At 60.6% G+C, this 23,917-nt stretch carries 21 protein-coding genes; 16 read left to right on the top strand and 5 right to left on the bottom strand.

Going from position 1 to position 23,917, the window contains the following annotated elements; genetic code table 11:
• The first annotated feature begins 27 nt into the window (after positions 1–27).
• The 6 genes from AU252_RS01245 (at position 28) to AU252_RS01220 (ending at position 5,746) form a co-directional block, all read left to right on the top strand.
• Complete coding sequence (locus AU252_RS01245) at positions 28–798, top strand: electron transfer flavoprotein subunit beta/FixA family protein (RefSeq protein WP_058929173.1); 771 nt, start codon at positions 28–30, stop codon at positions 796–798.
• A gap of 15 nt (positions 799–813) precedes the next feature.
• Positions 814–1,788, top strand: a complete 975-nt coding sequence (locus tag AU252_RS01240; protein ID WP_058929172.1) for an electron transfer flavoprotein subunit alpha/FixB family protein — start codon at positions 814–816, stop codon at positions 1,786–1,788.
• Positions 1,789–1,892: 104 nt separating this feature from the next.
• The gene (locus AU252_RS01235) at positions 1,893–2,828 is read left to right on the top strand and encodes a cytochrome b/b6 domain-containing protein (protein ID WP_058929171.1); all 936 of its coding nucleotides are present in this window, start codon (positions 1,893–1,895) and stop codon (positions 2,826–2,828) included.
• Between the two features lie 41 nt (positions 2,829–2,869).
• Entirely contained in the window at positions 2,870–3,922 is a 1,053-nt protein-coding gene (locus AU252_RS01230; RefSeq protein WP_058929170.1) for an MBL fold metallo-hydrolase, read from the top strand.
• Between the two features lie 106 nt (positions 3,923–4,028).
• Positions 4,029–4,769: an HpcH/HpaI aldolase family protein gene (locus AU252_RS01225; protein WP_058929169.1), complete on the top strand. Its 741-nt coding sequence runs from the start codon at positions 4,029–4,031 to the stop codon at positions 4,767–4,769.
• Positions 4,770–4,939: 170 nt separating this feature from the next.
• A complete protein-coding gene (locus tag AU252_RS01220; RefSeq protein ID WP_058929168.1) occupies positions 4,940–5,746 on the top strand; it encodes a GntR family transcriptional regulator in 807 nt (268 codons plus the stop codon).
• 200 nt (positions 5,747–5,946) lie between these two features.
• On the opposite strand, the gene AU252_RS01215 is transcribed toward AU252_RS01220, so the two are convergent.
• The 5 genes from AU252_RS01215 to AU252_RS01200 form a co-directional block, all read right to left on the bottom strand.
• Positions 5,947–6,498 (bottom strand): TetR/AcrR family transcriptional regulator, encoded by a 552-nt coding sequence (locus AU252_RS01215; RefSeq protein ID WP_058929167.1) that lies wholly within the window; start codon positions 6,496–6,498, stop codon positions 5,947–5,949.
• The gene (locus AU252_RS01210) at positions 6,495–8,375 is read right to left on the bottom strand and encodes an MFS transporter (RefSeq protein WP_240484430.1); all 1,881 of its coding nucleotides are present in this window, start codon (positions 8,373–8,375) and stop codon (positions 6,495–6,497) included. Before AU252_RS01210 ends, AU252_RS01215 begins: the two co-directional genes overlap by 4 nt.
• Positions 8,376–8,900: 525 nt before the next feature.
• Complete coding sequence (locus tag AU252_RS24860; protein WP_346425591.1) at positions 8,901–9,290, bottom strand: NAD(P)-dependent oxidoreductase; 390 nt, start codon at positions 9,288–9,290, stop codon at positions 8,901–8,903.
• On the bottom strand, positions 9,250–9,924 hold the full coding sequence (locus AU252_RS01205; RefSeq protein WP_346425590.1) for an NAD(P)-dependent oxidoreductase: 675 nt from the start codon (positions 9,922–9,924) through the stop codon (positions 9,250–9,252). Before AU252_RS01205 ends, AU252_RS24860 begins: the two co-directional genes overlap by 41 nt.
• A 132-nt stretch (positions 9,925–10,056) precedes the next feature.
• A complete protein-coding gene (locus tag AU252_RS01200; protein WP_167349811.1) occupies positions 10,057–10,947 on the bottom strand; it encodes a LysR family transcriptional regulator in 891 nt (296 codons plus the stop codon).
• A gap of 361 nt (positions 10,948–11,308) precedes the next feature.
• On the opposite strand from AU252_RS01200, the gene AU252_RS01195 reads away from it, so the two are divergent.
• From AU252_RS01195 to AU252_RS24755, 10 genes are all read left to right on the top strand, one after another.
• Positions 11,309–12,625 (top strand): MFS transporter, encoded by a 1,317-nt coding sequence (locus tag AU252_RS01195; RefSeq protein ID WP_157768910.1) that lies wholly within the window; start codon positions 11,309–11,311, stop codon positions 12,623–12,625.
• A 119-nt stretch (positions 12,626–12,744) separates the two neighbouring features.
• Positions 12,745–13,359, top strand: a complete 615-nt coding sequence (locus tag AU252_RS01190; RefSeq protein WP_083510198.1) for a carboxymuconolactone decarboxylase family protein — start codon at positions 12,745–12,747, stop codon at positions 13,357–13,359.
• Positions 13,360–14,442 (top strand): amidohydrolase family protein, encoded by a 1,083-nt coding sequence (locus AU252_RS01185; RefSeq protein WP_058929163.1) that lies wholly within the window; start codon positions 13,360–13,362, stop codon positions 14,440–14,442. It abuts the gene before it with no gap.
• A gap of 64 nt (positions 14,443–14,506) precedes the next feature.
• Positions 14,507–15,316 carry an SDR family NAD(P)-dependent oxidoreductase gene (locus AU252_RS01180; RefSeq protein ID WP_058929162.1) on the top strand — a complete coding sequence of 270 codons (810 nt, stop codon included), beginning with the start codon at positions 14,507–14,509 and terminating at the stop codon, positions 15,314–15,316.
• Between the two features lie 171 nt (positions 15,317–15,487).
• A complete protein-coding gene (locus AU252_RS01175) occupies positions 15,488–17,203 on the top strand; it encodes an acetolactate synthase catalytic subunit (protein ID WP_058929161.1) in 1,716 nt (571 codons plus the stop codon).
• Positions 17,184–18,668, top strand: coding sequence for an NAD-dependent succinate-semialdehyde dehydrogenase (locus AU252_RS01170; RefSeq protein ID WP_058929160.1), 1,485 nt, complete (start codon positions 17,184–17,186; stop codon positions 18,666–18,668). The genes AU252_RS01175 and AU252_RS01170 overlap by 20 nt, the downstream gene beginning before the upstream one ends.
• A gap of 318 nt (positions 18,669–18,986) precedes the next feature.
• Positions 18,987–20,594 carry a sigma-54-dependent Fis family transcriptional regulator gene (locus AU252_RS01165; protein WP_058929159.1) on the top strand — a complete coding sequence of 536 codons (1,608 nt, stop codon included), beginning with the start codon at positions 18,987–18,989 and terminating at the stop codon, positions 20,592–20,594.
• A gap of 110 nt (positions 20,595–20,704) precedes the next feature.
• Positions 20,705–22,165, top strand: coding sequence for an aldehyde dehydrogenase family protein (locus tag AU252_RS01160; RefSeq protein WP_058929155.1), 1,461 nt, complete (start codon positions 20,705–20,707; stop codon positions 22,163–22,165).
• 339 nt (positions 22,166–22,504) lie between these two features.
• Positions 22,505–23,047, top strand: coding sequence for an MFS transporter (locus AU252_RS24760; protein ID WP_058929158.1), 543 nt, complete (start codon positions 22,505–22,507; stop codon positions 23,045–23,047).
• 13 nt (positions 23,048–23,060) lie between these two features.
• On the top strand, positions 23,061–23,864 hold the full coding sequence (locus AU252_RS24755; protein WP_058929157.1) for an MFS transporter: 804 nt from the start codon (positions 23,061–23,063) through the stop codon (positions 23,862–23,864).
• Positions 23,865–23,917 lie beyond the last annotated feature (53 nt).

Here is a 23,917-nt window from a genome sequence, read left to right as displayed (position 1 = left end):
CCAGTCCGTAAGTAGGAGGAGAGATCCATGAAAATCATTGTTCTGATAAAGCAGGTGCCCGATACAGAGGAAGAGCGCAAGCTTGATACCTCGACCGGCCTGCTGGACCGCGAAGCCGGCGATCGGATAGCGGATGAAATCACCGAGCGTGCGCTTGAAGTGGCCTTGCGCCACAAGGACGGCAACAAGGGCAGCGAGGTCGTGGTGCTGACCATGGGGCCGCTCCCCGCGAAGGAAGCCCTCCGTAAAGCCCTGTCGATGGGCGCAGACTCCGCTGTGCACGTAGTGGATGAACGCTTGGAGGGGGCGGATATGGCTTTAACGGCCGCGGTCCTTGCGGCAGCGGCGAAACGCACCGGCTTCGACCTCATCATCGCCGGAAATGAATCCACTGACGGACGGGGCGGTGTCGTACCAGCCATGGTGGCTGAACACCTCGGGCTGCCGCTGCTGCCCTCTTTGAACAGCGTCGAAATCACGGAGGTTTCCGTTCGTGGCGAGGCGGCTTTGGACATTGGAAGCCTGACCGTTAGCGCCGAATTGCCGGCGTTGATGTCGGTGACCGAATGGGCCGCCGAGGCCCGTTTCCCCAACTTCAAGGGCATCATCTCAGCCAAGCGCAAGCATGTTGAGACGCTGTCATTGGCCGATATTGATCTGGACTCCGCAGCAACGACCACTACACCTGTGCTCACCACTTCGCAGCGTCCGGCACGCACTGCCGGCAAGAAGATCGTCGACGACGGAACCGCCGCTCAAGAGCTCGCCGAGTTCCTCGCTGACCGCAACCTGCTCTGATCCCAGGAGATGGACATGACAAACGTACTGGCACTAATCGAAACCTCATCCACAGGGGTCATCGCTAACACCGCCCCGGCACTTATTGCAGCGGCCGCCAAGCTCGGCACCCCCGTTGCTGTTGTAGCAACTCAACCAGGTGCCGGTGACAGCCTTGTCGAACAGCTCGGGATGTTGGGCGCCCAACAGGTTTACATCGCTGAGAGCACGCAGGTTGGAAGCCTGCTCGTGGGCCCTCAACTCGGAGCTCTAATATCCGCGACCCAGGCGTTGGAACCGTCAGCTGTCGTTGTCGCGAACTCGATCGAAAGCCGCGCGGCGGCTGGCATGTTTGCTGCCAGAACGCGCAGCGGGCTGCTGGCTGACGTAGTGGACGTCAAAACTGACGACGGAGGTGCAATCATCGGTGTGCACTCGGTTTTTGGCGGCGCCTACACCGTCGAAGCGACCGTGAGCTCCGCTATAGCGGTTATCACTCTGCGTCAGGGTGCCCTGGACGAGCGGGCGGTGGAAGCTACCCCTTCTGTCACAACCGTGTCCCTCGACGTCGAAAGCCGCACCTCCGCCAAGATTGAAAGAGTTCATGCTGCAGGTCCTGATTCCGGCAGGCCTGGGCTGCGAGGCGCAGTCACGGTGGTCTCCGGCGGACGAGGCCTGGGCTCCAAGGAGAACTTTGTGCTTGTGGAGCAGCTGGCTGATGCGCTGGGAGGAGCTGTCGGTGCGTCCCGGGCTGCCGTCGATGCCGGCTATATCGAGCAAGGCTCGCAGGTTGGCCAGACCGGCATCACCGTTTCACCGCAACTGTACGTCGCACTCGGGATCTCGGGAGCCATCCAGCACCGGGCTGGAATGCAGACAGCTAAGACCATCGTGGCAATCAACAAAGACGAAGACGCACCGATCTTTGACGTCGCGGACTTCGGCATTGTTGGCGACGTATTCACAGTCGTTCCCCAGCTGATCGCGGCCATAGGAACACGCTCCAACTAGCCACGGGCCCGCTTGGCTCAGCCATAGGCCTGAACAGCGGTGGGAGATTGCCGATTGCACCTGTGGTGTGACCGGATACTGCTCTCAGGAAAGGACAACTCGTCATGTCGACGAATACCAACAACACAGCAACCAAGCCCAGGAAGAAGTGGGCAAAGCTTGCCGTGGCGATCCTCGTAGCGGTGGGATGTCTGGGTGTGGTTGTGCTATTCGCCCAATGGATGCGGACACTCCCGGCCGTGCAGGATTTCCTGACCACTTACCCCGGGCACGTCGAGCTGCCAGCCACGGCTTCTGTCGGTCTGCCAGCATGGCTGGGGTGGCAGCACTTCCTCAATGCCTTCTTCATCTTGCTGATCATCCGTTCAGGCTGGTTCGTGCGAACAACGGCGAGGCCAAAGGAGCATTGGACCCGGAACAACAGCGGCCTGATTAGGACCCAGGGCAAACCCGCCAAGATCAGCCTGAATCTCTGGTTCCATCTCACCCTGGATGTCCTTTGGGTCCTCAACGGGATGATTTTCGTGATCCTGCTGGGCGTCACCGGACACTGGGTACGTATCGTGCCCACGAGCTGGGAAGTTTTCCCTAATGCCCTATCAACCGCCCTGCAGTATGCCTCAATGAACTGGCCCACGGAGAACGGCTGGGTTAACTACAACAGCCTGCAGGTGCTGGCCTACTTCACTACGGTCTTCATCGCCTCGCCGCTCGCTCTGATCACTGGCTTGCGGATGTCGGGGGCGTGGCCCAAGAACGCAGCGAACCTCAACAAGGCCTATCCGATCGAACTGGCGCGCGCGGTCCACTTCCCGGTGATGCTCTACTTCGTTTTCTTCATCGTCGTCCACGTTGCTCTGGTGTTGACCACAGGCATCCTACGCAACCTAAACCACATGTATGCCAGCAACGATGGCGCTGGCTGGACCGGGTTTTGGATCTTCGCCGCCTCACTGGCCGTTATGGTCGCCGCCTGGTTCTTGGCCAGGCCGCTATTCCTTCGGCCCCTCGCCTCGCTCACGGGCAAAGTCAGCAAGTAGCGCACCTACCTACCCATGTTTGTCGCTGAAAGGAGGAACCCATGAACTTACCGACGATAACCGTCACCGGCCACGCGCAAAAAGAAGCCTGGCAGAACAAGGTGCTGCCGCCTGTAGAGCAGCTCGGTGCGGACGTGTGGTCCATCCCTGTTCCGTTCCCGAATAATCCTATGCGCTACACCCTCAGCTATCTGCTTGTGGGGGACGGCGATGCCGTTCTGATCGATCCGGGCTGGGACAGCGAGGCGGGTCTGGACAAATTGACCGCAGGCATGCGCCTAGCCGGTCTCGGGCTCACAGACCTGACGGGCATTGTGGTCACCCATTTCCACTCGGACCATCTGGGAATGGCTTCCCGTCTGCGAGCGATAGCGGGAGCCTGGGTTGCCTTGGGCGAGCATGAAGTGCGCAAACTCACCGCCTCCGAGGATCTGGACCTGGTCCTGCGGACCCATCGCGAGGAGTTGGCGTTGTGGGGCGTTCCGGCGGACAAATTGACCGAAGTGGCCTTAGACCTCCACACCCTCACCCATCTGCAGAACCTTGCCGATCCGGACTTCCGGCTCACAGACAATAGCCTGGTGCCCGTTAAAGGCATGGACCTGCGAGTATTCACGACCCCTGGTCACTCACCAGGACACATCTGCCTGATCGACGAGCCGCACGGCCTGATATTTAGTGGGGACCACATTCTGCCGCGCATCTCTCCGCACATCGCCCTGGAGCTCCCTGGGCCGGCAAATCCGTTGGCGGACTATTACGAATCGCTGGAGCGCATCGCCTTCGAGGATGCTATGGAGGTATGCCCTGCGCATGAATACCGGTTTATAGGTATGCAGCGGCGGGTGGCGCAGCTAATCGAACACAACCGGGAACGTTCCGCAGAAGTTCTGCGTGTCCTGGACAAGCACCGTCCGGAAACTGTGTGGGACATTGCCCGCCACCTGACATGGTCCCGCGGCTGGGAATCCCTACAGGCCTTCTCGTTGCGCCTTGCCGTTTCCGAGACAGCCAGCCACGTGGTGTATCTGCAGTCACAGGGTCATGACATCGAAGTTCCGATCACAGAATCACAAGAGTCCGCGCGCCGATAGAGGGAACCATCCACGGCACGGACTAGTTGGCCAGACAAGACTGGGCCACCCAAAGGCTTGGCGCCGGAGGGTCGGACGAACACCCCAAGAGAAAGAGGAGCCTGCAATGTCCGACGAACGGCACACCGTAAAAATTGGCGCCTGGGCCAACCTCGGAGAGCCCCGCGCTGCCGTTGCCCTGGAGGAGTCTGGGGCAGATTGGGTCTGCCTTGATGCCCAACACGGCCACTTTGATGACAGATCTGTCCGCGAAACATTGGCTCTAAGGCAATCGGCAAAGGTGCCGATGCTTGTACGTCTGCTTTCCGACGACGGGGCAGGTATCGGCCGGGCATTGGACAGCGGGGCTGATGGAGTGATCGTACCCATGGTCGAATCGGCCCTGCAGGCTGCCAATGTGGTGCGCGCTTCCTTCCACCCGCCGCGCGGGAGCAGGAGCTTCGGGCCCATGACGGGCGTTAGCTACAACACGGCAGGCGGGTACCCGAAGAGAGGGCCACTACTGGCTGTCATGATCGAAACGGCCACGGGGCTGGAAAACCTGGAGGACATAGCTGCAACCACAGGGATTGACATGCTCTTTGTGGGCCCCTATGACCTGGCGCTTAGTTTGGGAACGGATGTGGATACCTTACTGGCCGACGCTGCCCCGAAGTCTCCCCTGAGCCGCGTCATTGACGCTTGTTCGGCAGCTGATCTGATTCCGGGAGCCTTCGGCGGCACGCCCATTCGCGCCCGCAGGCTGCTTGACCGAGGCTTCAGTTGGGTGTCCAATTGCGTCGATACCTCCTTGATGCAGGAAGGTTTCAAGGTTATGAAAGACTCCAGCCTGGGTGAGCGCGTATAGCGCTAGGTACCCCTTTGAGACATCCGAAGGCTTCAAAAAGCGTCCCTCTTCTCCGGCACGTCATATCCGCCCCTTAGCGAGGGTCCCGCGATGCATCTAGAATGGCTGTGAACGGGCGTGTTGTTACCTTCTAGAAGGATCCAATCCGCTTACAGGCCTTGAGGAGTCGAATGACCACCACTGTCGGAGTTGTTGATGCTCCGCTCCGCCCCGGTACGGATGTCGGGACGGTCCATGCGGACCTGCGGAGCATGATCCTGGAAGGCACACTTGAGCCGGGACGGCGGATCTCCCAAGCCGAGCTTTCCCGGCTCACTGGCGCGGGCCGCACACCGTTGCGTGAGGCCCTCCGGATGCTGCAACAAGAAGGCCTGGTGAAGTCCGAACTTAACAAGGGCATCACGATCGCGGCCTTGGACCTTGATGACCTGGACTGCACCTACGCATATCGGGTGTCGATGGAATCTACCGCCATACGCATCACTGTGCCTTTGCTGACCGACCGCGAGTTGCAGGATCTGGACACCACCATGACACAGATGGGTGCCGCGATCGAGCGGGGTGACCGTGACGGATTCAACGACCCGCACCGCCGCTTCCACCAGCTTCTATTGTCACGCGTACAGGAGGGCGCAAAGGCGCGGATGGAGGTCGACGCCGACCGGGCAGAACGAGTCCGGCGACTGTTGATTCAGGGTGACGAACACGCCTTTGCAAAAGCCCACGGCGAACATCGCGACATTCTCGCAGCTGCTCATACGCGTGACGGTGTGGCGGCAGGACGCCTGCTGGCAAGCCACTTGGCGCGGTCTGCGTTCTATGTCGCGGCACAGTTGGAACCCACCTACGACACCGTTCTCACCCGAACGGCGCTCCGCACAGTGCTCGGGGAGGATCTGGCCCAGACCCCCAAGAAAACTGCGGGGCGGGAACAAACCACTGCCGGCACCTGGCGCGAGAGGCGTGCAACAGCCTGACCATTCGACCGCTCGGCGTGGGCCAGTCCTGGACGTGCCGGTGGCCTCCATGCCCCTCTACGGTCTCCTAAAATTACAAGAGCACACGAAGGTCAGCAGATGGCATGTCAACGCCGGTTCCCATGCCCGTGAAAGACGCATCGTTTATGCCACCGCGTTCACGGACCTGAGCGGCCCAACGAGACAACGGCAAAACGTCCTTAAGCATCCCCTACATTTTCACAGGCATCGATCTGGGATTGCACGATCGAGCCGTAGTGGGCGACGAGCTCGTCAAAGTCCCATCCTTCAAATAAGCCCAAGGTGCGAACAGTCTCACCAAATCCGGTCATTAGCGCTATCACCGTCGACGCGAACCTCCCGTCCGGCGTGGTGTCGCCGATCAAGGCAGCTATGTTCTGCAAATACCTAGTGCGCGCCTCTACGCGGGCGGCTTCCGGATCCGGCGCATCTTGGATGGTGAATGGAATCATCGCCCAAGGCTCCGGCACTCCTCGCTCCCGCCGCATCAGCACACGAAAAACCAGGGCACTGCCCAGTTCGGCTCTGGGGACGGTTAGTTCGGCCAGCACTGTTTCATCCGGCCGAACTGCTGCAAACAGCTTTTCCTTGGATATGAACAACTTCATCACTAGAGCGGGGGAGACGCCCGCGCTTGCGGCGATGTCGCGGACTGTTACAGCCCGATAGCCGCGTTCCGCGAAGAGGCGTCCGGCCGCTTCGAGGATGGATGCACTGCTGGGCGACTTCAAATGATCACGGACTCCTTCCGGCCGGGCGAGGCGAGCCCAACCTCGAGGTCGGCACTCACGGAGCGGTTATCAACTGCCAACTTCCGGGCCGCAGCTTGATGCGTTACAGGATGAAGCATGGTCAAGATGTAGCGTCCAGGCATAGGCAAGGGAAACGCGTACCGGCCCAATTTATCCGATTGCGTCGTGGCGACATATTCACCACTGGCCTGAAGGAGCGCTATCACGGCCGCCGGGACTGGTGTGCCGCCAGCGGTTGCCGTGCCAGCGAGGCTCAGTCGGTCCTGGAGTCGGAAATCTTGCTTTAAGACTCGTCCATCGAACTCAAAGACCTCAGCGATGGGCGCCCAGCCGGCTGCATTTGCCACAAGTAGATATTTGCCGACCCCAGGAAGCGCCACGGAATAGTTACCTTCATTGTCCACACGACTCCAATCCACCGGTTCCCCTGAAGTATCCAAAACTGTTACGACAGCGGGAGCCATGGCTCGATGTTCGGCCAGGAGGACCCGACCTTGAACCACCAGTTCCGAGGTAACGCCCTCTTGAGTAATCGTCCGTGGCGCGGAGGCGGCCCGGGGAATGAAGGCTGCCGCCAGAACTGACGCTCCGGACGCAAGCGCAGCCAGCCAGAAGACGTCCCTGAACGCATCGAACGAGGGGACGGTGACTGCGCCGAAGGGCATATTTACTGACATGAGGAGCACGGCGACGGCGGCGCTTGAGGTTGAGGTTCCAATGGAACGGACAAGGCTGTTTAGGCCGTTCGCGGAGGCAGTGTGGGTGATGGGCACCGCACCCATGATTAGGGTCGGCATGGCTGCGTATGCGATCGCTGTGCCAATGCTGATGACGGTGGACCCGATGATCAACCATGGCACGGTGTCCCAAAGGAAGACTCGCCCCACGTACCCGACGATCATGACTGCGGATCCGGTGATGAGGGCCGCCTTGCCGCCGAATCGACGAATGATAGAGCCCGACACCGGCGCGAATATCACCATGGCCGCCCCCGATGGCACCATGCAAAGCCCGGCCGCGACGACGTCCAATTCGAAGCCGTAGCCGGTAGCCGTGGGTAGTTGGAGCTGCTGGGTGGTGAGCAGCATGTTGGCGAACATGGCGAAACCGATCAGTAGCGATGCGACGTTAGTCAGGAGAACTGGTCGGCGGGCGGACGTTCGCAGGTCCACCATCGGATGGCTGACCTTCAGTTCGTAGGGTACCCAGGCGGCTAGCAGGAGGGCTGCCGCAAGGAACAGCATCAACACCGTTTCGGAACCCCAGCCCCACGAGCCACCTTTCGAAATTGCCAGCAACAACGCCACCAGGGCCGCCGAGAGGATGACGGCGCCGGCGTAGTCAAACCGGCCGGGAGTCCGGAGCTTCGACTCAGGAACGACCACAGCTACGGACACCAGCAGCAGAGCGCCCGCTACAGCGGAAACCCAAAAAATCGATTGCCAGCCCAGCGCCTCAAAGACGAGCCCGGCCAACGGCAAACCCATCGCACTACCGATTCCGAGGGTCGCGCTCATCAGGGCAACGGCTGAGCCCATCCTCTCTTTCGGCAGTTCATCCCGCATGATGCTGATTCCCACAGGGATGAGCGACGACGAGAAACCCTGCAGCGCCCGGCCAATTATGATCCACAAAAATGATCCGCCCACCGCGGCGATTATCGAGCCCACGACCATAATGGCCAAGCAGATGACCATTATCTTCCGCTTGCCGTACATGTCCGCGCTGCGGGACATGATGGGCGTCGCCACAGCGCTCGTGAGTAGCGTAGCCGTTACAAGCCAGGACGCGTCGTCAGCTGTGACACCAAGGATGCGCGGAAAATCCGGTAGGAGGGGCACTACTATCGTCTGCATGAGCGCCACAACCGTGCCACTCAAGGCCAAGACGGTGGTGATCGCGGACGCTGACCGAGGCGTTTTCGGCGCTGACTTTGTATTCGCCATGAGGGCCTCGTTCTCAAGATTGATGGCTGAGGGGGATGAGTGGGGGGTGAACAGGTGTTCACACCCTTAGTTAACCATGGTTCCCTTCCTGCCTCAAAGAAGCTTTGGCGGTGAGCGGCGCCCACGAGCCGGTAACGGGAGTATCCAATAGCGTAATAACGCCACCGACACCGCTTGGCGCAAGACCTTAGTAGACCAGCGCTCCGACGACATTTTGAGTCACCATCCCCAAAAACTGGATCCAAAGTGGCGATCTTTAGAGGCAGGCTTCGGCTTAGCGTTCGGCATCGCAGGAGAGCCTGGTATGGAGTCACCGCACCCCGGGCCCGGAACGGGCGTCCCGCAAGGGACACAATGGCTACTTAGGAGAAGGACCTTGTGCTCTGCCGACGACGGCGAAGCTGTCCTCGGCCTGGCACCTGGACATGGGTTGGTTCAGTCAGACGGTCCTTGTTGATGTTGTCCCTGTGGAGCTCGTGTGGCATGTGGCGGGGTCAGCAATCGTACGGGGGCGCCGTCTAGCCAGGCCACGATGCCCTCGACACATTCACGGTACATATTTTGGTAGGCGTTCGAAGAAACATAGCCAATGTGTGGTGTGAGCAGAGCCCTGGGCGTCGATCGCCAGGGCGAATTTTGAGGCAGCGGTTCGATGTCGAAGACGTCAAGAGCCGCGCCGGCGATTGTACCTTCGCGCAGCGCACTGATGAGGGCGCCTTCGTCGACAATCGGTCCGCGCGAGGTATTGACTAGTCGCCCTCGGGGGCCCAATGCCGCGAGTTCGTCAACACCGACCAGTCCGCGGGACCGGTCGGAGAACCTCACATGGATGGAGACGATGTCGCTGCGTTTTAAAGAGTTCCTCTTTGTCGACCAATTCCGCACCGGCTTCTGCGGCGCGCTCGGCGGTGAGGTTCTGCGACCACGCGATGACACGCATGTCGAATGCCCGTGCATATCTGGCCATGTCTGTGCCAAGCCGACCCAGGCCGAGCAGTCCCAAGGTTGAACCGGCCAGTTCGATGCCAATGCGCTCCTGCCAACGGCCAGCCCGAATCGTCTGGTCTTCAGGCCCGAGATCACGGGCGACGGCCATGATCAGGGCCCAGCAGAACTCTCGTGTCGCCACCTCACCGTTGGCGTCGGTGCCGCACACTGTCACCCCTTGCGCGGCCGCCGCGGCCATGTCTATGGACGCGTTGCTCATCGCGGTGGTCACCAGCAGACGCAACTGCGGCAGTCGGGACAGAAGTTCTGCGGAAAATGGCGTGCGTTCGCGCATAAGAACGACGACGTCGAAGCTCGCCAATCGATTTACAAGATCGTCCGGATCGAACAGATGGTCGGTGAATGTAGTGACATCTGCTCGGCCGGTCAGCGACGTCCAATCTGCGATCCGTAGTGCGATGTCCTGATAGTCGTCGAGGATGGCTACCCGGACTATGTCGTTCGTCGTCATGTCCAAAGTATGCAGACAGAATATCCAAATGGCTGCATTTACGAGATTTGCGGTACCCAAGAAGCCAGTCTTGGACGTGTGTCTACGACCTCAAGGATAAGGCCATCCCGTGTGGGACCCGGCACTCGGCGGTCAAGGCTCCCGTGGGCGGGCCAGCGAGGCCTCGGCGATAAAGGATTCGAGTAAGGAAGACATGCGATGAGGGCTCCAGAGCAGCCCGAAATCCGCGCTAAGAGACGGGGTGAACCGGCGCACCACGACGCCCTTTGGACGCAGTTTAAGGGCGCGCTGGACATCAAAAACGCACACGCCCGCTCCAGCGGCGACCGCGGCCAGCAGGTGCTCTGGATCTGGTTCTGTAGTGCTGATGAGCGGCCCTTCATCACCCCACACCGTGGACAGAATGTGATCAAAATACCCGGGCGCCTGTTCGCGGGGGAAAGTAACTACAGGGATTCCACGCAGGTCGGCGGTCTGTAGGATGCGCTTTCGGGCGAGTGGAAGATCCGCCGGGATGGCTGCTGCAAGTTCGGTATGACCTAGCGTTAGCTGGCTAAGGTCGCCAACTTCCAACAATGGCATCCGAACGAATGCGGCGTCCACCTCGCCGGCACGGAGCATGGCAATGTTGCGCGTCGTCCACGCCGTCTCCACGATGATCTCGACCCTCGGGTTAGACATCCGGAAGCGCCTGACGATTTCATCTGGGACGTCGCCCGTCAAAGATCGCGAATGCACAACGCGAAGGATGCCTGCGATTCCTTTGCCCGCAGCGCGTACATGGGCCGCAACACTTTCCGCCTGCTGAAGAAGGTGGGCACCCTCTTTAAGAAGTACAAATCCCGGATCGGTTAGGACGACGCCTTGTGCGCTGCGTTCGAACAGAGAGACACCGAGGTCCTTTTCCAGGACTCGGATCTGTTGTGAGAGCCCAGGCTGGGAGATGTGCAGACGCTCCGCAGCGCGTCGGAAGTGGAGTTCCTCCGCCAACACCATAAAGTACTCGAGCCGCCGAAGATCCATAGGGAAACGATAACCCCTGGTTATCTGCCCGGCACCGCCGCCGCGGCGCCCCTTCAGCATGTGACGTGGTACTCATCGAATGGAGGGTTTCTACCGCACAGCGGCTGCGAACAAGCTGCGCAATAACTCAGGTCAATAAGCTTTGCTTATCAACTGAGTGAAACTAGGTATTGGACTGGGACAACGAGCACGGCGCAGACTCGATACAGCGGACCACGCGGAGGGATCTCCACGCTGGTCACCACGCAAGCTTATGGACCAACGCGTGGGACACAGGCCGCTTCTGAGCGGTGCTGCTCGACCCAGGTCCAGAGCACAGCTCGACACTTTAACCGCTCGACACTGACACTGGAGAATCAACGTGGCGACTCCTGAAACATCATTTGCGGAAGCGGCAACAGCCCTTCCGAAACAAGGAACACGGACCATCTTGGCCGCCTCGGCCGTAGGTACCGTGATCGAATACTTTGAGCTAACGGCGTACACATTTCTCCTCGTGTACTTCGCACCTCTATTCTTCCCCTCGGACAATGCGGCGGCATCGACCCTGTCCGCTGTGGCGACGCTCGGCGTCGCGTATGTGGTCAGGCCGTTCGCAGCTGTGATGTGGGGTTGGATCGCTGACAAGAAGGGACGACGCACCGTCTTGGTTGCAACCATCGTCCTGATGGGCATCGCGAGCCTGGGGATGGGACTTCTTCCCACTTTCTCCCAGATCGGTTTGGCTGCGCCAATTTTGCTGGTTTTGCTTCGAGCATGCCAGGGCATCTCTGCGGCTGGGGAAGGTACGACTGCCGCGGCGTACGTCATTGAGTCGTCGCCGCCAAAGCGCCGTGGGCGGTTCGGTTCGATTGTGCCGGCCTTCAGCCTCGTCGGATACGGCTTGGGTGCATTGGTAGCGGGGCTGTTGACCTTTACCCTGCCCCCTGCGCAGATGTCTGAGTTCGGTTGGCGCGTTCCATTCATCGTCTGCTCACTGCTTACGATCGTTGTCCTCTACATGCGTCGTCGCCTGGAGGAGTCTCCGGAGTTCACCGCGATTGAGTCAACCGACGACGTTGCGAAGTCGCCGTTCATGGAGACTATCCGGCTGCACTGGCGGGCCGTGCTCAAGGCGATGGCCATCACGGTCGGATCCTTTGCCCCCGTCTTCGTCCTCTTGATCTTCATCGTCGGGCTACTGATCCAGACGAGACAAATCCCGGCAACAGTAGTGTTCGTGATGATGGGACTGGGGCTCCTGTGGGGTGCCGTGACCGGAATAATCGGTGGCATCCTTGCTGATCGCTTCGGCCGCCGGCCAGTCGTCATCGTCACGACCATCGGTCTGATTGTGGGTGCCGTACCCATGCTTATGGTGCTGTCGCAAACCTCGTCATTGCCCGCAATCGCTGGAGCCCTGTTTGTGCTCTTCACTCTGCAAGGGCCGCTATACGGCGTAGCGTTCACTCTGCTCTCCGAGTGGTTCCCGGCGAAGGTCAGGGCGACCGGAACAGCACTGGGTGCGAACATTGGCGCTGCAATTGCCGGCGGCGTGGCCCCGGTGTTAACGCTGCAGGTCACCATCTGGACAGGGAGCAATACGTCGCCTGCGTTCTGGATCATCCTCACTAGTGCCGTCCTGCTTGTCGTCACTTGCTTCAGCCGGGAGACCCGCAACCTGCCGTTGCCGCGTTGAACGGGATGGAGAACCGCCAGGTACGTTGCATCCTTCCGCTGATTTGAGCGGACGCCAAGATGCGACTCGATCCATCAACGACAAGTGGACAAAGTAGAACAACGAACGGAGAACCAGACATGGCTCGAGTGCCATACATTAACCAGTCAGATCTTCCCGCGGAGTACCGTGACCTTCTGACTCGGCCAGCGAACGTCTTCCGGGCCCTGGCGAACAGCCCCGAGCTGCTACGGGCTTACCTGCAGTTCGGCATGTGGATACGGACGGAATGCGCTCTGGATGCAAGGTTGCGTGAACTGGCGATCCTTCAGGTCAGCTACATGATGAAGAATGAGTACGAGTACAGCCACCACGTCAAGATCGGGGGCGAGTACGGGGTTTCTAACGAGGACATCCGCGCTCTCATCGCTTCAAACGAGGGGAGGCCCAACGGGCTCGGTGAAGTAGAACGGCTCGTCCTGGACGCTTCCCGACAGATGACGGACGACGGTGCGATCTCGGACGACGTCTGGTTGGCGCTCTCAAGCCACCTGGACGCTGCCCGAATGGTTGAGCTGGTCATGATTGTGACCTTCTACGGTTGCAACGCCCGAGTGCTCTCGACCCTCCAGGTAGATGTCGAACCCGAATATGCCCACTATCTGACGGCCTTCCCGCTCGAACCCTCAAAAACGTCCATCGGGGGTGCGTCAGCAGAACGCGCCACTACCCGACAGAGCATTGAAGAGACGTAGATGTCGAGCCACCTCTTTGGACCCACCACCGGTCGCCCAACCACCTGGGGCCGCATCCATCCACCGGACCTCGAATGGCTGGCGCGGGGCCGGCTTGAAGAAGCCCTTGATCCCGCCGTGCCAATCGTGGACGCGCACCATCATCTCTTCGATTTCCCGGGCAACCGTTACCTGCTCGAAGAATTCACTGACGACCTCGCCGGGGGGCACCGGGTCGTCAGCACCGTCCACAACGAGTGTATGTCCATGTATTTGGCCGACGGTCCCGAACACTTGCGACCGGTCGGCGAGACAAAGTTCATAGCGGGCCTGGCGGCCAGGGCTGCCAGCGGAGAATTTGGCCCGACCCGGATCGGCGAAGGGATCGTCGGATTCGCCGATCTCACGCTGGGCAGCGGCGTCCGCGGTGTGCTCGAAACCCACCTTGAATTAGGCGGGGGCCGGTTCAAGGGCACACGGTTCGCCACAGGTTGGGACGACAGTCCGGACGTTCCTAACAATCACACAGCAAGCCGGCCGAATTTGCTCGCCGACCCCGACGTCCGCAGTGGCGCAGCGGTGCTGCGTGACATGGGATTGACCCTCGACGTCATGGTTTTTTTCCACCAACTCGATGAGGTGGCTGCTCTGGCTGATGCTCTTCCCGACCTTCGCATCGTGGTTAACCACTGTGGAGGGCCTATCGGACACGGCCGCTACTCGTACGACCGTGCGGAGCACTTCCAGGCCTGGGAACATGCGATTCGAGGTCTGGCTGAGCGCCCCAACATTGTCTGCAAAATCGGCGGAGTCATGGCCCGCGGCGCGGCGTTCGACTACCTTCACGCAGATGCGCCTCCCAGCTCCCTGATTCTCGAAGATCTCTGGCGCCCCTGGTTCCTGACCTGCATCGAGGCGTTCGGAGCCGATCGGTGCATGTTCGAAAGCAACTTTCCCGTGGACAAAATGGGTGTCAGCTACACCGTCCTTTGGAACGCATACAAACGCATCACTCGCAGTGCCTCCGACGATGAACGCAAGGCGTTATTCGCCGGCACAGCCGAAAAGACTTACCGCCTGTTGACCGCCGCCGACGAGTCGTAAATCGGATCGAAATCCCCGAGGGGCACATACCTCGTAGCAACTGACTAAGTAAAAGGACAATTCAATGACTCAGCGCTTGAAGGACAAAGTCGCCATCGTAGTAGGCGGTGGACAGACTCCCGGTCAGACGATCGGCAACGGTAGGGCCACGGCCATGCTCTTCGCCCGCGAGGGCGCCAAAGTCATGGTCGCAGACCGAGACCTTGCCGCAGCAGAAGACACCGTACGCGCGATCACGGAGGAGGGCGGCGAAGCCACGGCCGTCCGCGTGGAAGTAACCGCCGAGAGCGACATCGAGGCAATGATCGCCGCCTGCACAGATCGGTGGGGACGGCTGGACATCCTGCACAATAACGTAGGGATCAGCATTACAGGCGGCGACGCCCCCGTCATTGACATCGACGCGGAAGCTTTCGCTCACATCACTGCCGTCAACCTGACGGGCATGGTCCTCACCTGCAAGCACGCGCTGCGCGTCATGCGGCCACAAGGTGGTGGCGCCATCATCAACATCGCGTCACTCGCCGCCGTGATGCACCACCCCGGCATCGCGTACAGCACATCGAAGGCCGGCGTCCTGCGCATGACAGAACACGTGGCAATCACCAACGCCGAGTTCGGTATCCGAGCGAACGCCATCATTCCGGGCATCATGGACACTCCGATGGCTGTCGAAAACCGGATCGGTTTGGGCGGCGCCACCCGTGAGGACGTCGTACGATCCCGTGCTGCTCGAGTCCCACTACGCCACACGATGGGGACGGCATGGGACGTCGCGCGAGCTGCAGTGTTTCTGGCCTCCGACGACGCCTCCTTCATCACGGGTGCGGCACTGCCCGTCGATGGAGGCAGCAGCATCACTGTCAATGCCTGACATAACCAGCCGGCGTCGCTGTCGCTGCCTCAACGCCGAAAGCACGGTCTGGGATGACGACGCTGCCCCGCGTTACGGGGGCACACGCTTCTTCTCCGTATCGGCTACGTCCGATACACACACGCACAACGAGATCTACTCCAACTTTTGGAGAAACCAGGAGGAATACCCATGAGTACTGTCGCTGACGTCATCGCGGCGGCCTTGAGCCGTCACGGTGTAAAAGCCATCTTCGGTCAGAGCAATCCGACGGCCTTGCTGCTGGCAGCCGAAAAGATCGGCATCCGGCAAATCTTTTACCGGACCGAGAACGCCGCGGGAGTCATGTCCGACGGCTTCTCCCGCATTTCAGGGCAAATCGGAGTGGTGGCCGCCCAGAACGGTCCGGCAGCCACGCTTTTCGTCGCACCAATGGCCGAGGCGCTAAAGGCCTCCATCCCTATGCTCGTTCTCGTTCAGGAAGTCCCCTCATCGGTTCGCGATCGGAACGCGTTCCAGGAACTCGACCACGAGGCGTTGTTTGCCGGTGTCTCGAAATGGACCCGTCGCATTGATGACCCGTCCCGCGCCGAAGATTACGTCGACCTCGCTATGACCATCGCCAACAGTGGCCGACCCGGCCCAGTCGTTTTGTTGCTTCCCAAGGACGTCCTTGGCCTCAAATCGGTGCCGAGCAAATTCCGGCGTACCCAAAACCTTGGCCAATTCCCGCTGGATCGCCCGCGGCCAGCTGCGGACGCAGTCGCTCGCGCGGCAGAGCTTATCGCGAATGCACAGTCGCCTCTGATCATCGCCGGCGGCGGAGTTCATGTCTCGGATGCCGTTGAAGAACTCGCGCAGCTTCAGGAGCGCGCATACCTCCCGGTGGCTACTACCAACATGGGCAAGGGTGCGGTGGATGAGACCGCTCCGCTCTCGCTTGGCGTCGCGGCAAACATCACCGGCAAGAACGGTCCCGCGCACTTCCACCTGCCCCTCATCTCGAATGCCGACGTCGTCGTACTTATCGGCACGCGCACGAATGAGAACGGTACCGACAACTGGACGCTGACCTCGCCGGACGCAACGTACATCCACATAGACGTTGATGGTCTCGAGATCGGCCGGAACTACGAATCAATTCGTCTACTCGGGGACGCTCGAGCGGCGATCGAAGACCTCACTGCAGCGCTGGATAAGCTCGACCTGACAAAGCGCGAGGCTGCGTTAGCCGGCCTTGTTGCCACGATTGAGGACGGGCGTCGCCAGCACAAAGCCGCGATAGCGGAACTCTTGGCTTCGGACTCCTCGCCTGTCGCACCCGAGCGGATCCTGGCAGAATTGGACGCACTCCTCGAACCCACCGACATCGTTGTCGCCGACGCTAGCTACTCTTCGATCTGGGTTACTAGCTACCTCACGTCGCGCCGCCCCGGGCAGCGTTTCCTTGTTCCACGCGGCCTGGCCGGGCTCGGCTGGGGCCTTCCGCTGGGAATGGGCGCCAAACTGGCCAGCCCAGCCTCCCGAGTGGTGGCAATCGTGGGCGACGGCGGGTTCGCGCACGTCTGGTCCGAACTCGAGACAGCAGTTCGCGAAAACATCCCGGTAGTGGTCATCGTTTTGAACAATGCCCTGCTCGGATACCAGCGTCACGCCGAGAACTTCTTCTTCGACCAGACAACGACCGCCATCGCTTTTGCACCGGTCGACCATGCCGCGATGGCACGGTCTACGGGAGCAGCCGGCGTGCTCGTGGACAAGGCCGAGGACCTGCGTGCCGCACTGGCAGACGCACTCGCGTCCAGCAACACCACCGTTATCGATGTCATCACGGACCCGGATGCCTACGCGCCCGTGCGTGCCTGGGATGCCGGCGAGGAGCGAATCAATGCTTACGCAACGTCCTGACGCTGAGGCCGCACTGCTGGCCTCTGTTCCGACCGGCCTGCTGATCGGTGGTGAGTGGCGGCGTGCCGCTTCCGGGAAGACGTTCGACGTCGAGGATCCCGCCACGGGCAAGGTGCTGTTGAGCATCGCTGACGCCGGTCCCGTGGACGGCCGCGCGGCCCTGGACGCCGCGGTTGCCGCGCAGGAGTCGTGGGCGAAGGTCCCGCCGCGTGAACGCGGCGAGATCCTGCGCCGTGCCTTTGAGATGGTTATGGCGCGGGCCGAGGACTTCGCGTTGCTCATGACCATGGAAATGGGCAAGCCGCTCGCCGAGGCCCGCGGCGAAGTCACTTACGGTGCCGAGTTCCTGCGCTGGTTCTCTGAGGAAGCCGTCCGCGCGTTCGGCCGCTATTCGGTCTCCCCGGACGGGAAGTCCCGCCTGCTGGTGACGAAGAAGCCCGTCGGTCCGTGCCTTTTGATCACGCCGTGGAACTTCCCGCTGGCCATGGCCACCCGCAAGATCGCTCCTGCTGTCGCGGCCGGCTGCACCATGGTGCTGAAGTCCGCCAACCTGACTCCGCTGACCTCGCAGCTGTTCGCCGCGGTCATGCAGGAAGCCGGCCTGCCCGCCGGAGTCCTGAACGTCATCCCCACGTCCACGGCAGGGGCCACAACCGGCCCGCTGATCAAGGACCAGCGCCTGCGCAAACTCTCGTTCACCGGCTCCACCGAGGTGGGCCGCCGGCTGCTCGCCGACGCGTCCGAGACCGTCCTGCGGACGTCGATGGAGCTCGGCGGGAACGCCCCGTTCGTGGTCTTCGGGGACGCCGACCTGGACGCCGCCGTCGCCGGGGCGATGCTGGCGAAGCTGCGGAACATGGGCGAGGCCTGCACCGCGGCGAACCGGTTCATCGTGCACGAATCCGTTGCCGACGAATTCGCGGCGAAGTTCGCCGCGAAAATGGCGGACATGACCACCGCCCGCGGCACCGAACCGGAGTCCAAGGTCGGCCCGCTGATCGATGCCGAGAGCCGGGACAAAGTCCACGAACTCGTCACCGACGCCGTGGCCTCCGGCGCCAAGGCTGTCCTGGGCGGCGCCCCGGCCGAGGGCCCGGGCTACTTCTACCAGCCCACCATCCTCACCGGCGTCACCGAAGGCACGCGGATACTGTCCGAGGAAATCTTCGGCCCCGTCGCCCCGATCATCACCTTCGGCACCGAGGACGAAGCCGTTCGCCTGGCCAACAACACCGAGTACGGGCTGGTGGCGTACGTCTTCACGCGCGACCTGAACCGCGGCATCCGGATGGGCGAACGGCTCGAGACCGGCATGCTGGGCCTGAACGCCGGCGTCATCTCCAACGCCGCCGCCCCCTTCGGCGGCGTCAAGCAATCCGGACTCGGACGTGAAGGCGGCCTCGAAGGCATCGAGGAATACCTCTACACCCAATACATCGGCATCGCCGACCCCTACGCCAGTTGACAACAGGCAGGAACGGAAAGCGCTCATGACGCCGATCGGTGCTTCGTGACGCAATATACAAACGGGATGGGTAACAGAAGCGCGTCCGTGACCGCTCCTCGAGCGATCGGTCAGCGGAGCAGTCAGCAACGACGCCTTGGATACCGGAGCAGTACGCTTGCGCCACATAGCCCGAGAGGTCTTTCCCGTGGAACTCGGGAAAGACCTCTCGGGCATGATTCATGATCTTTTCGATGGGGAGGACCCTGTCGGTGGACGGTGCCAAAGCCGGCCAAAATGAGGCATGCCGCGGATAGGTGGCAGAACGAGGAGGTGCGAATGGGCATCGAAGTTGTGCGGGCCGAGATCCTGCACTCGTGGAACAGAATCGAAAGCACCGGGCTGAGCCGCGATGCGGAGGTTCGGGCCACAGTCAACGACGGCATTGACTTCTCTGGCTTTCTTGCGCGAGCGGCTGAACCGGTCATCGAGGATCTCGCGCACCAGTTACGCGAAACCGACTGCGCACTGCTTCTGGCCGACCGGAATCAACGAATCATTACGCGTCGTTGTGGGGAACGAAGAGTTGCCCGTGAGCTCGATCGTGTATTCGCGGTGCCCGGGGCAACCTACTCGGAGGAAAACACTGGAACAAACGCCCTTTCGACGGTCTTCGAAACACGGACGGGAGTTTTTGTTTCCGGGGAAGAGCACTATCTTGCCCAGCTGCACGGATTTAACTGCTACGGACATCCGATCGTCCACCCAATTACTGGAGTGATGGAAGGAGTATTGGACATTACCGGCCTGTCTTCGGAGTCCAAGAGCCTCATGCGGGCACTCATCGTCTCAACCGCCCGTGCGATCGAGGGGCGGCTGCTGCTGGCAAGCCCTTCTAGCCACATAAGGCTCTTGGGCGCCTATCAAGCACGGGTCGCCCGCTCCAAGGGCCCTGTAATTGCTTTCGGCCGGGATGTGACACTCATGAACGACGCCGCTACACAGCAAGTGGAAGAGGAATCGCTTTTGGAGCTACGTTCCGTCTTCAGCAGCCTGGAGCAGTCTGAGCGGGAGCACATCGTGCCGCTCCAGAGCCGTGGTCGCGGACTCGGACCGAGCGCTTTGGTCATTCCGGTGGACGGCGCCCCAGGCTCTTTCGTCGTGGAAATCCCCGGCTGGGAACAGGCTCGCCGCCGTTCACGGACCGAGGGTGTTTCTGGTCGGTTCGACCTGGAACTCAAGAGGATCCGTGAACGAAAGCTACGGGCATTGCTAATGGGTGAGCCCGGGACGGGACGAACCACGAAGGCCCGACAAATTGGTGAAGGAAAGCGTATTGCCTCGATTTCCCCCGCTACCAATCCGCCCGAAGCGCTGAAGCTCATAGCTGAAACGGACGATTCAACACTTCTGTTGGTAGACGACTTCGATCGCTACGATCCGAAGCTTGCCGAGGTTGTGGCCAGAGGATTGGGGCAGTCCTCCGTCTGGGCGGTCGGGACCGCAGGCTTTGAAGGGCTTCAGACCGCGCGGCTGGCAACTTTCCCCACACGCGTCGAGCTTCCGCCCCTGCGGGGGCGGATGCAGGAGATCCCCAACCTCGCACGCAGCATTTTGCAGGGGCTCAGTCAGGAGTCCGGGATGACCGCCGCAGCGCTCCACCGCTTGACCAACTACTCATGGCCAGGCAACATCACGGAGCTCCGTGCAGTCCTGCACAACGCAGTCCAAACCGCTGACGGGGACACAATCGACGTCAGGCATTTGCCCGCAAGCCTCGCCTGGTCAACCTCACACCCGCTGGGCCCCTTGGAACAGGCAGAGCACAAGGTCCTTCTCCTAAGCCTTGAACGTCATCAGGGGAACAAGTCCCGTGTGGCGGAGGACCTTGGAATCAGTCGTAGCACGCTTTATCGCCGCTTGCGTGGGCTGGGTATGCCGGGGTGAGTTTCGAACTGTGCTAAAACGCTACAGTTTCGCCACCTTGTTGCCTCGTACCGTAGGTGGATGCTGGCAATGCCGCCGGTATCGCAACGAGGCGACAGATGGAGAATCAAATGACCATTACGGGAGTAGAGCGCACACCGGTTTCCTTTGAGGATGATTGGGCCCTGGTTATCGACGGGCAGGCTGTCAGCGCAATGTCAACCTTTGACGTGTTCAACCCCGCAACCGGCCAGGTCATCGCTAAAGCGCCGGACGCGTCCGTGGAACAGCTCGACGAGGCCGTGGCCGCGGCAGCGCGGGCGTTCCCTGCCTGGGCAGCTACGCCGATAGAGGAGCGTGCCGCTGTGCTTGCGGCGATCGGTGACCGTATCGAGGAACACTCCGAGCAGTTCATGGCTCTGCTCACCCGTGAGCAGGGCAAACCACGGGCTGGTGCGGAATGGGAGATCATGGGCTCTGCGATCTGGTGTCGGGAGATCGCGAAGCAGCGGCTCACCCCAGAGGTGCTCGTGGATGACGACAACCGGCGTGTCACCACCCGCTACACGCCCTTAGGAGTGATCGGGGCAATCGCGCCTTGGAACTTTCCTATCCTGCTGGCGATCTGGAAAATTGCGCCGGCAATCTTGGCGGGCAACACGATCGTCGTTAAGCCGAGCCCTTTTACGCCGTTGACCACCCTCAAACTTGCTGAGCTGGTGCAGGACCTTCTGCCCGCCGGTGTGTTCAACGTGGTCACCGGTGGAGACGATCTCGGAAAGCGGATGACCTCGCATCCGGGCATCGCCAAGATCGCCTTCACAGGCAGCACGGAGACCGGCCGCCACGTGATGGCCTCGGCGGCCAAATCGATCAAGCGCGTGACTTTGGAACTTGGGGGGAACGACCCTGCCATTGTCCTGCCTGACGTTGATCCGGCTACGGTAGCACCCCAGCTGTTCTGGGCGGCGTTCCAGAACAATGCCCAGTTCTGTAACGCAACCAAACGTCTTTACATTCACGAGGACGTCTACGACGTCGTCCGTGATGCCTTGGTTGAGTATGCGAAGACCGTCAAAGTGGGAAATGGTGCGGAACCGCACACGGACCTTGGCCCTATTCAAAACGCGCCGCAGTTCGAGAAGGTCAAAGAGTTCTTCGCCGACTGCAACGACCGCGGCTATGCCTTCGCCCTCGGCGGCCAGATCGACGAATCGCAGCCGGGTTGGTTTATTCCTGTTTCCTTTGTGGACAACCCGCCCGAAGATTCGAGAATCGTCCAAGAAGAACCTTTTGGACCGATTCTGCCCCTGCTGAAATGGCGCGACGAGGAAGACGTCATCTCCCGTGCGAACGATACGCAGTGGGGCCTGGGCGCCTCCGTCTGGGGCAAGGACGAGCAGGCGCTGGAGCGGATCGCGGCACGAATCGAGGCAGGTACGGTCTGGATCAATGAGGTGCATCAGTACGCACCCAATCAGGCATTCGGGGGCCACAAACAGTCGGGCCTCGGCTGTGAAAACTCCCTGCACGGGCTCGCCGAATACACCAACTGGCAAACGACCACCCTGAACAAAACAGCAGACGTATAACCGCTACGAACCATTGCCAAAACCCTGAAGCATGTAGCTATTGAGGCGTTCGCAGTACTTTGATCACGGGCTTCTAACTGCCCGGTGGAGCCTTGGCACCATCATCACCACCAACGCTCAATCGTTCCCACGGCGCGGCCTGAGAGTGATGCTCGTGACCACCGGTGATCCGCCACGCCGAAGCGGGGCTCACGAAAATGTTTGTCTAACGAGAATCAAACAAAACCCAGGCCCCAACTGACGACCGGGGAAGACAGTTGATTCCGCGATAGCATGCGCGGGCATCTGTCATGGTTCCCTGGGTCTCGTCATTCACCTCCAAAGAGTAAGGAAATCAACGTGGATCTCCCTCACACACAGGCCGTCACCGCGGCCGAACGAAAGGCAATCTCCCTCAAGGTAGCTTGGCGAATTCTGCCCTTCGTCTCCCTCATGTACTTCATCAACTATGTTGACCGCACTGCGATTGCCTTCGCCGCACCGAACGGAATGACCGAAGACCTCCAGCTCACAGCCACAATGTTCGGGTTGGCTTCAGGAATCTTCTTCATCGGCTACATCCTGCTCGAGGTGCCGAGCAACATCCTCATGGCAAAGTTCGGTGCGCGAGTGTGGTTCATGCGGATCATGGTCACGTGGGGCATCGTCGCGGCGCTGACTGCTTTTGTTCAGAACTTCGAAATGCTGCTCGTCATGAGATTCCTCCTTGGTGTGGCTGAGGCAGGATTCGCTCCGGCGATTGTGCTCTACCTCACCTACTGGTTCTCGAACCGTGATCGTGTGAAAGTCATCTCCATCTACTTATTGGGGATCCCACTGTCGTCTGTCGTGGCCCGTAGTTACCTGGCTGATTCACGTAGGCGACGGGGCGTGGGGACTTGAGGGCTGGCGATTTATGATCCTGATGACGGGCCTTCCAGCGGTGGTCGTTGGCGTGATCGCGTACTTCTATATCACCGACACGCCCGACAAAGCTCGTTGGCTAACGCCGGCGCAGGCTTCGGCCATTTCGGCGGAGATCGAGGCTGAGACTGACCCGCAAGCCAAAAAGCACTCAAGTATGAAGGGCGCATTCAACAATCCCAAGTTGTGGCTTCTCGCCTTCGCCTCCATGGGAATCATTTACGGCCTTTACGGTGTCGGCTTCTTCCTGCCGACCATGATCGCTGGATTCGGCAAGCAGTTCGGCACCAACTTTTCGGGGATGGAAACGTCGCTGCTGATCTCTGTCCCGTACGCATTTGCTGCAGTTGGCATGATCCTTTGGGCTCGAAGCAGTGCCCGTCGCGGTGACTTCGGATGGCACATCATGATCATGATGATGGTCGGCGCTTTTGGCATCCTGCTGTCGGCCTACTCTTCCACCCCATGGATGACCATGATCGGCGTTACTCTTTGCGCGGTCGGGGTGATCTCGTCGATGCCCCTCGTCTGGGGGCTGCCGATGCGGATTCTCTCTGGTACCGCGGCCGCGGCCGGACTTGCGCTCATTAACACGCTCGCAAACTTCGGGGGATTCGCAGGCCCTATGTTGACCGGTTGGCTGCGCGAGTTGTCCGGCGGACCGCAACTGCCGTTCACCGCGATGGCAATCATTTTGCTCCTCTCTGGCGCTACTTTCGTCTATGTGCAGCGCGTCTATCGTGCTGAGAAGGCCACGGATATTGCTGCCGCAAAGGAGAGCGTCGAGGCAAGGTAGACAAGGCAAGTCGACAGGAAACCCTTGTGGCTACAAAACGACACCAGAACCTG

The sequence above is a fragment of the Pseudarthrobacter sulfonivorans genome, assembly GCF_001484605.1.
In the GTDB taxonomy this organism is placed as follows: domain Bacteria; phylum Actinomycetota; class Actinomycetes; order Actinomycetales; family Micrococcaceae; genus Arthrobacter; species Arthrobacter sulfonivorans_A.
The sequence above is the reverse complement of the archived record's forward strand: the minus strand, read 5'-3'. Positions and strand labels throughout refer to the sequence as shown.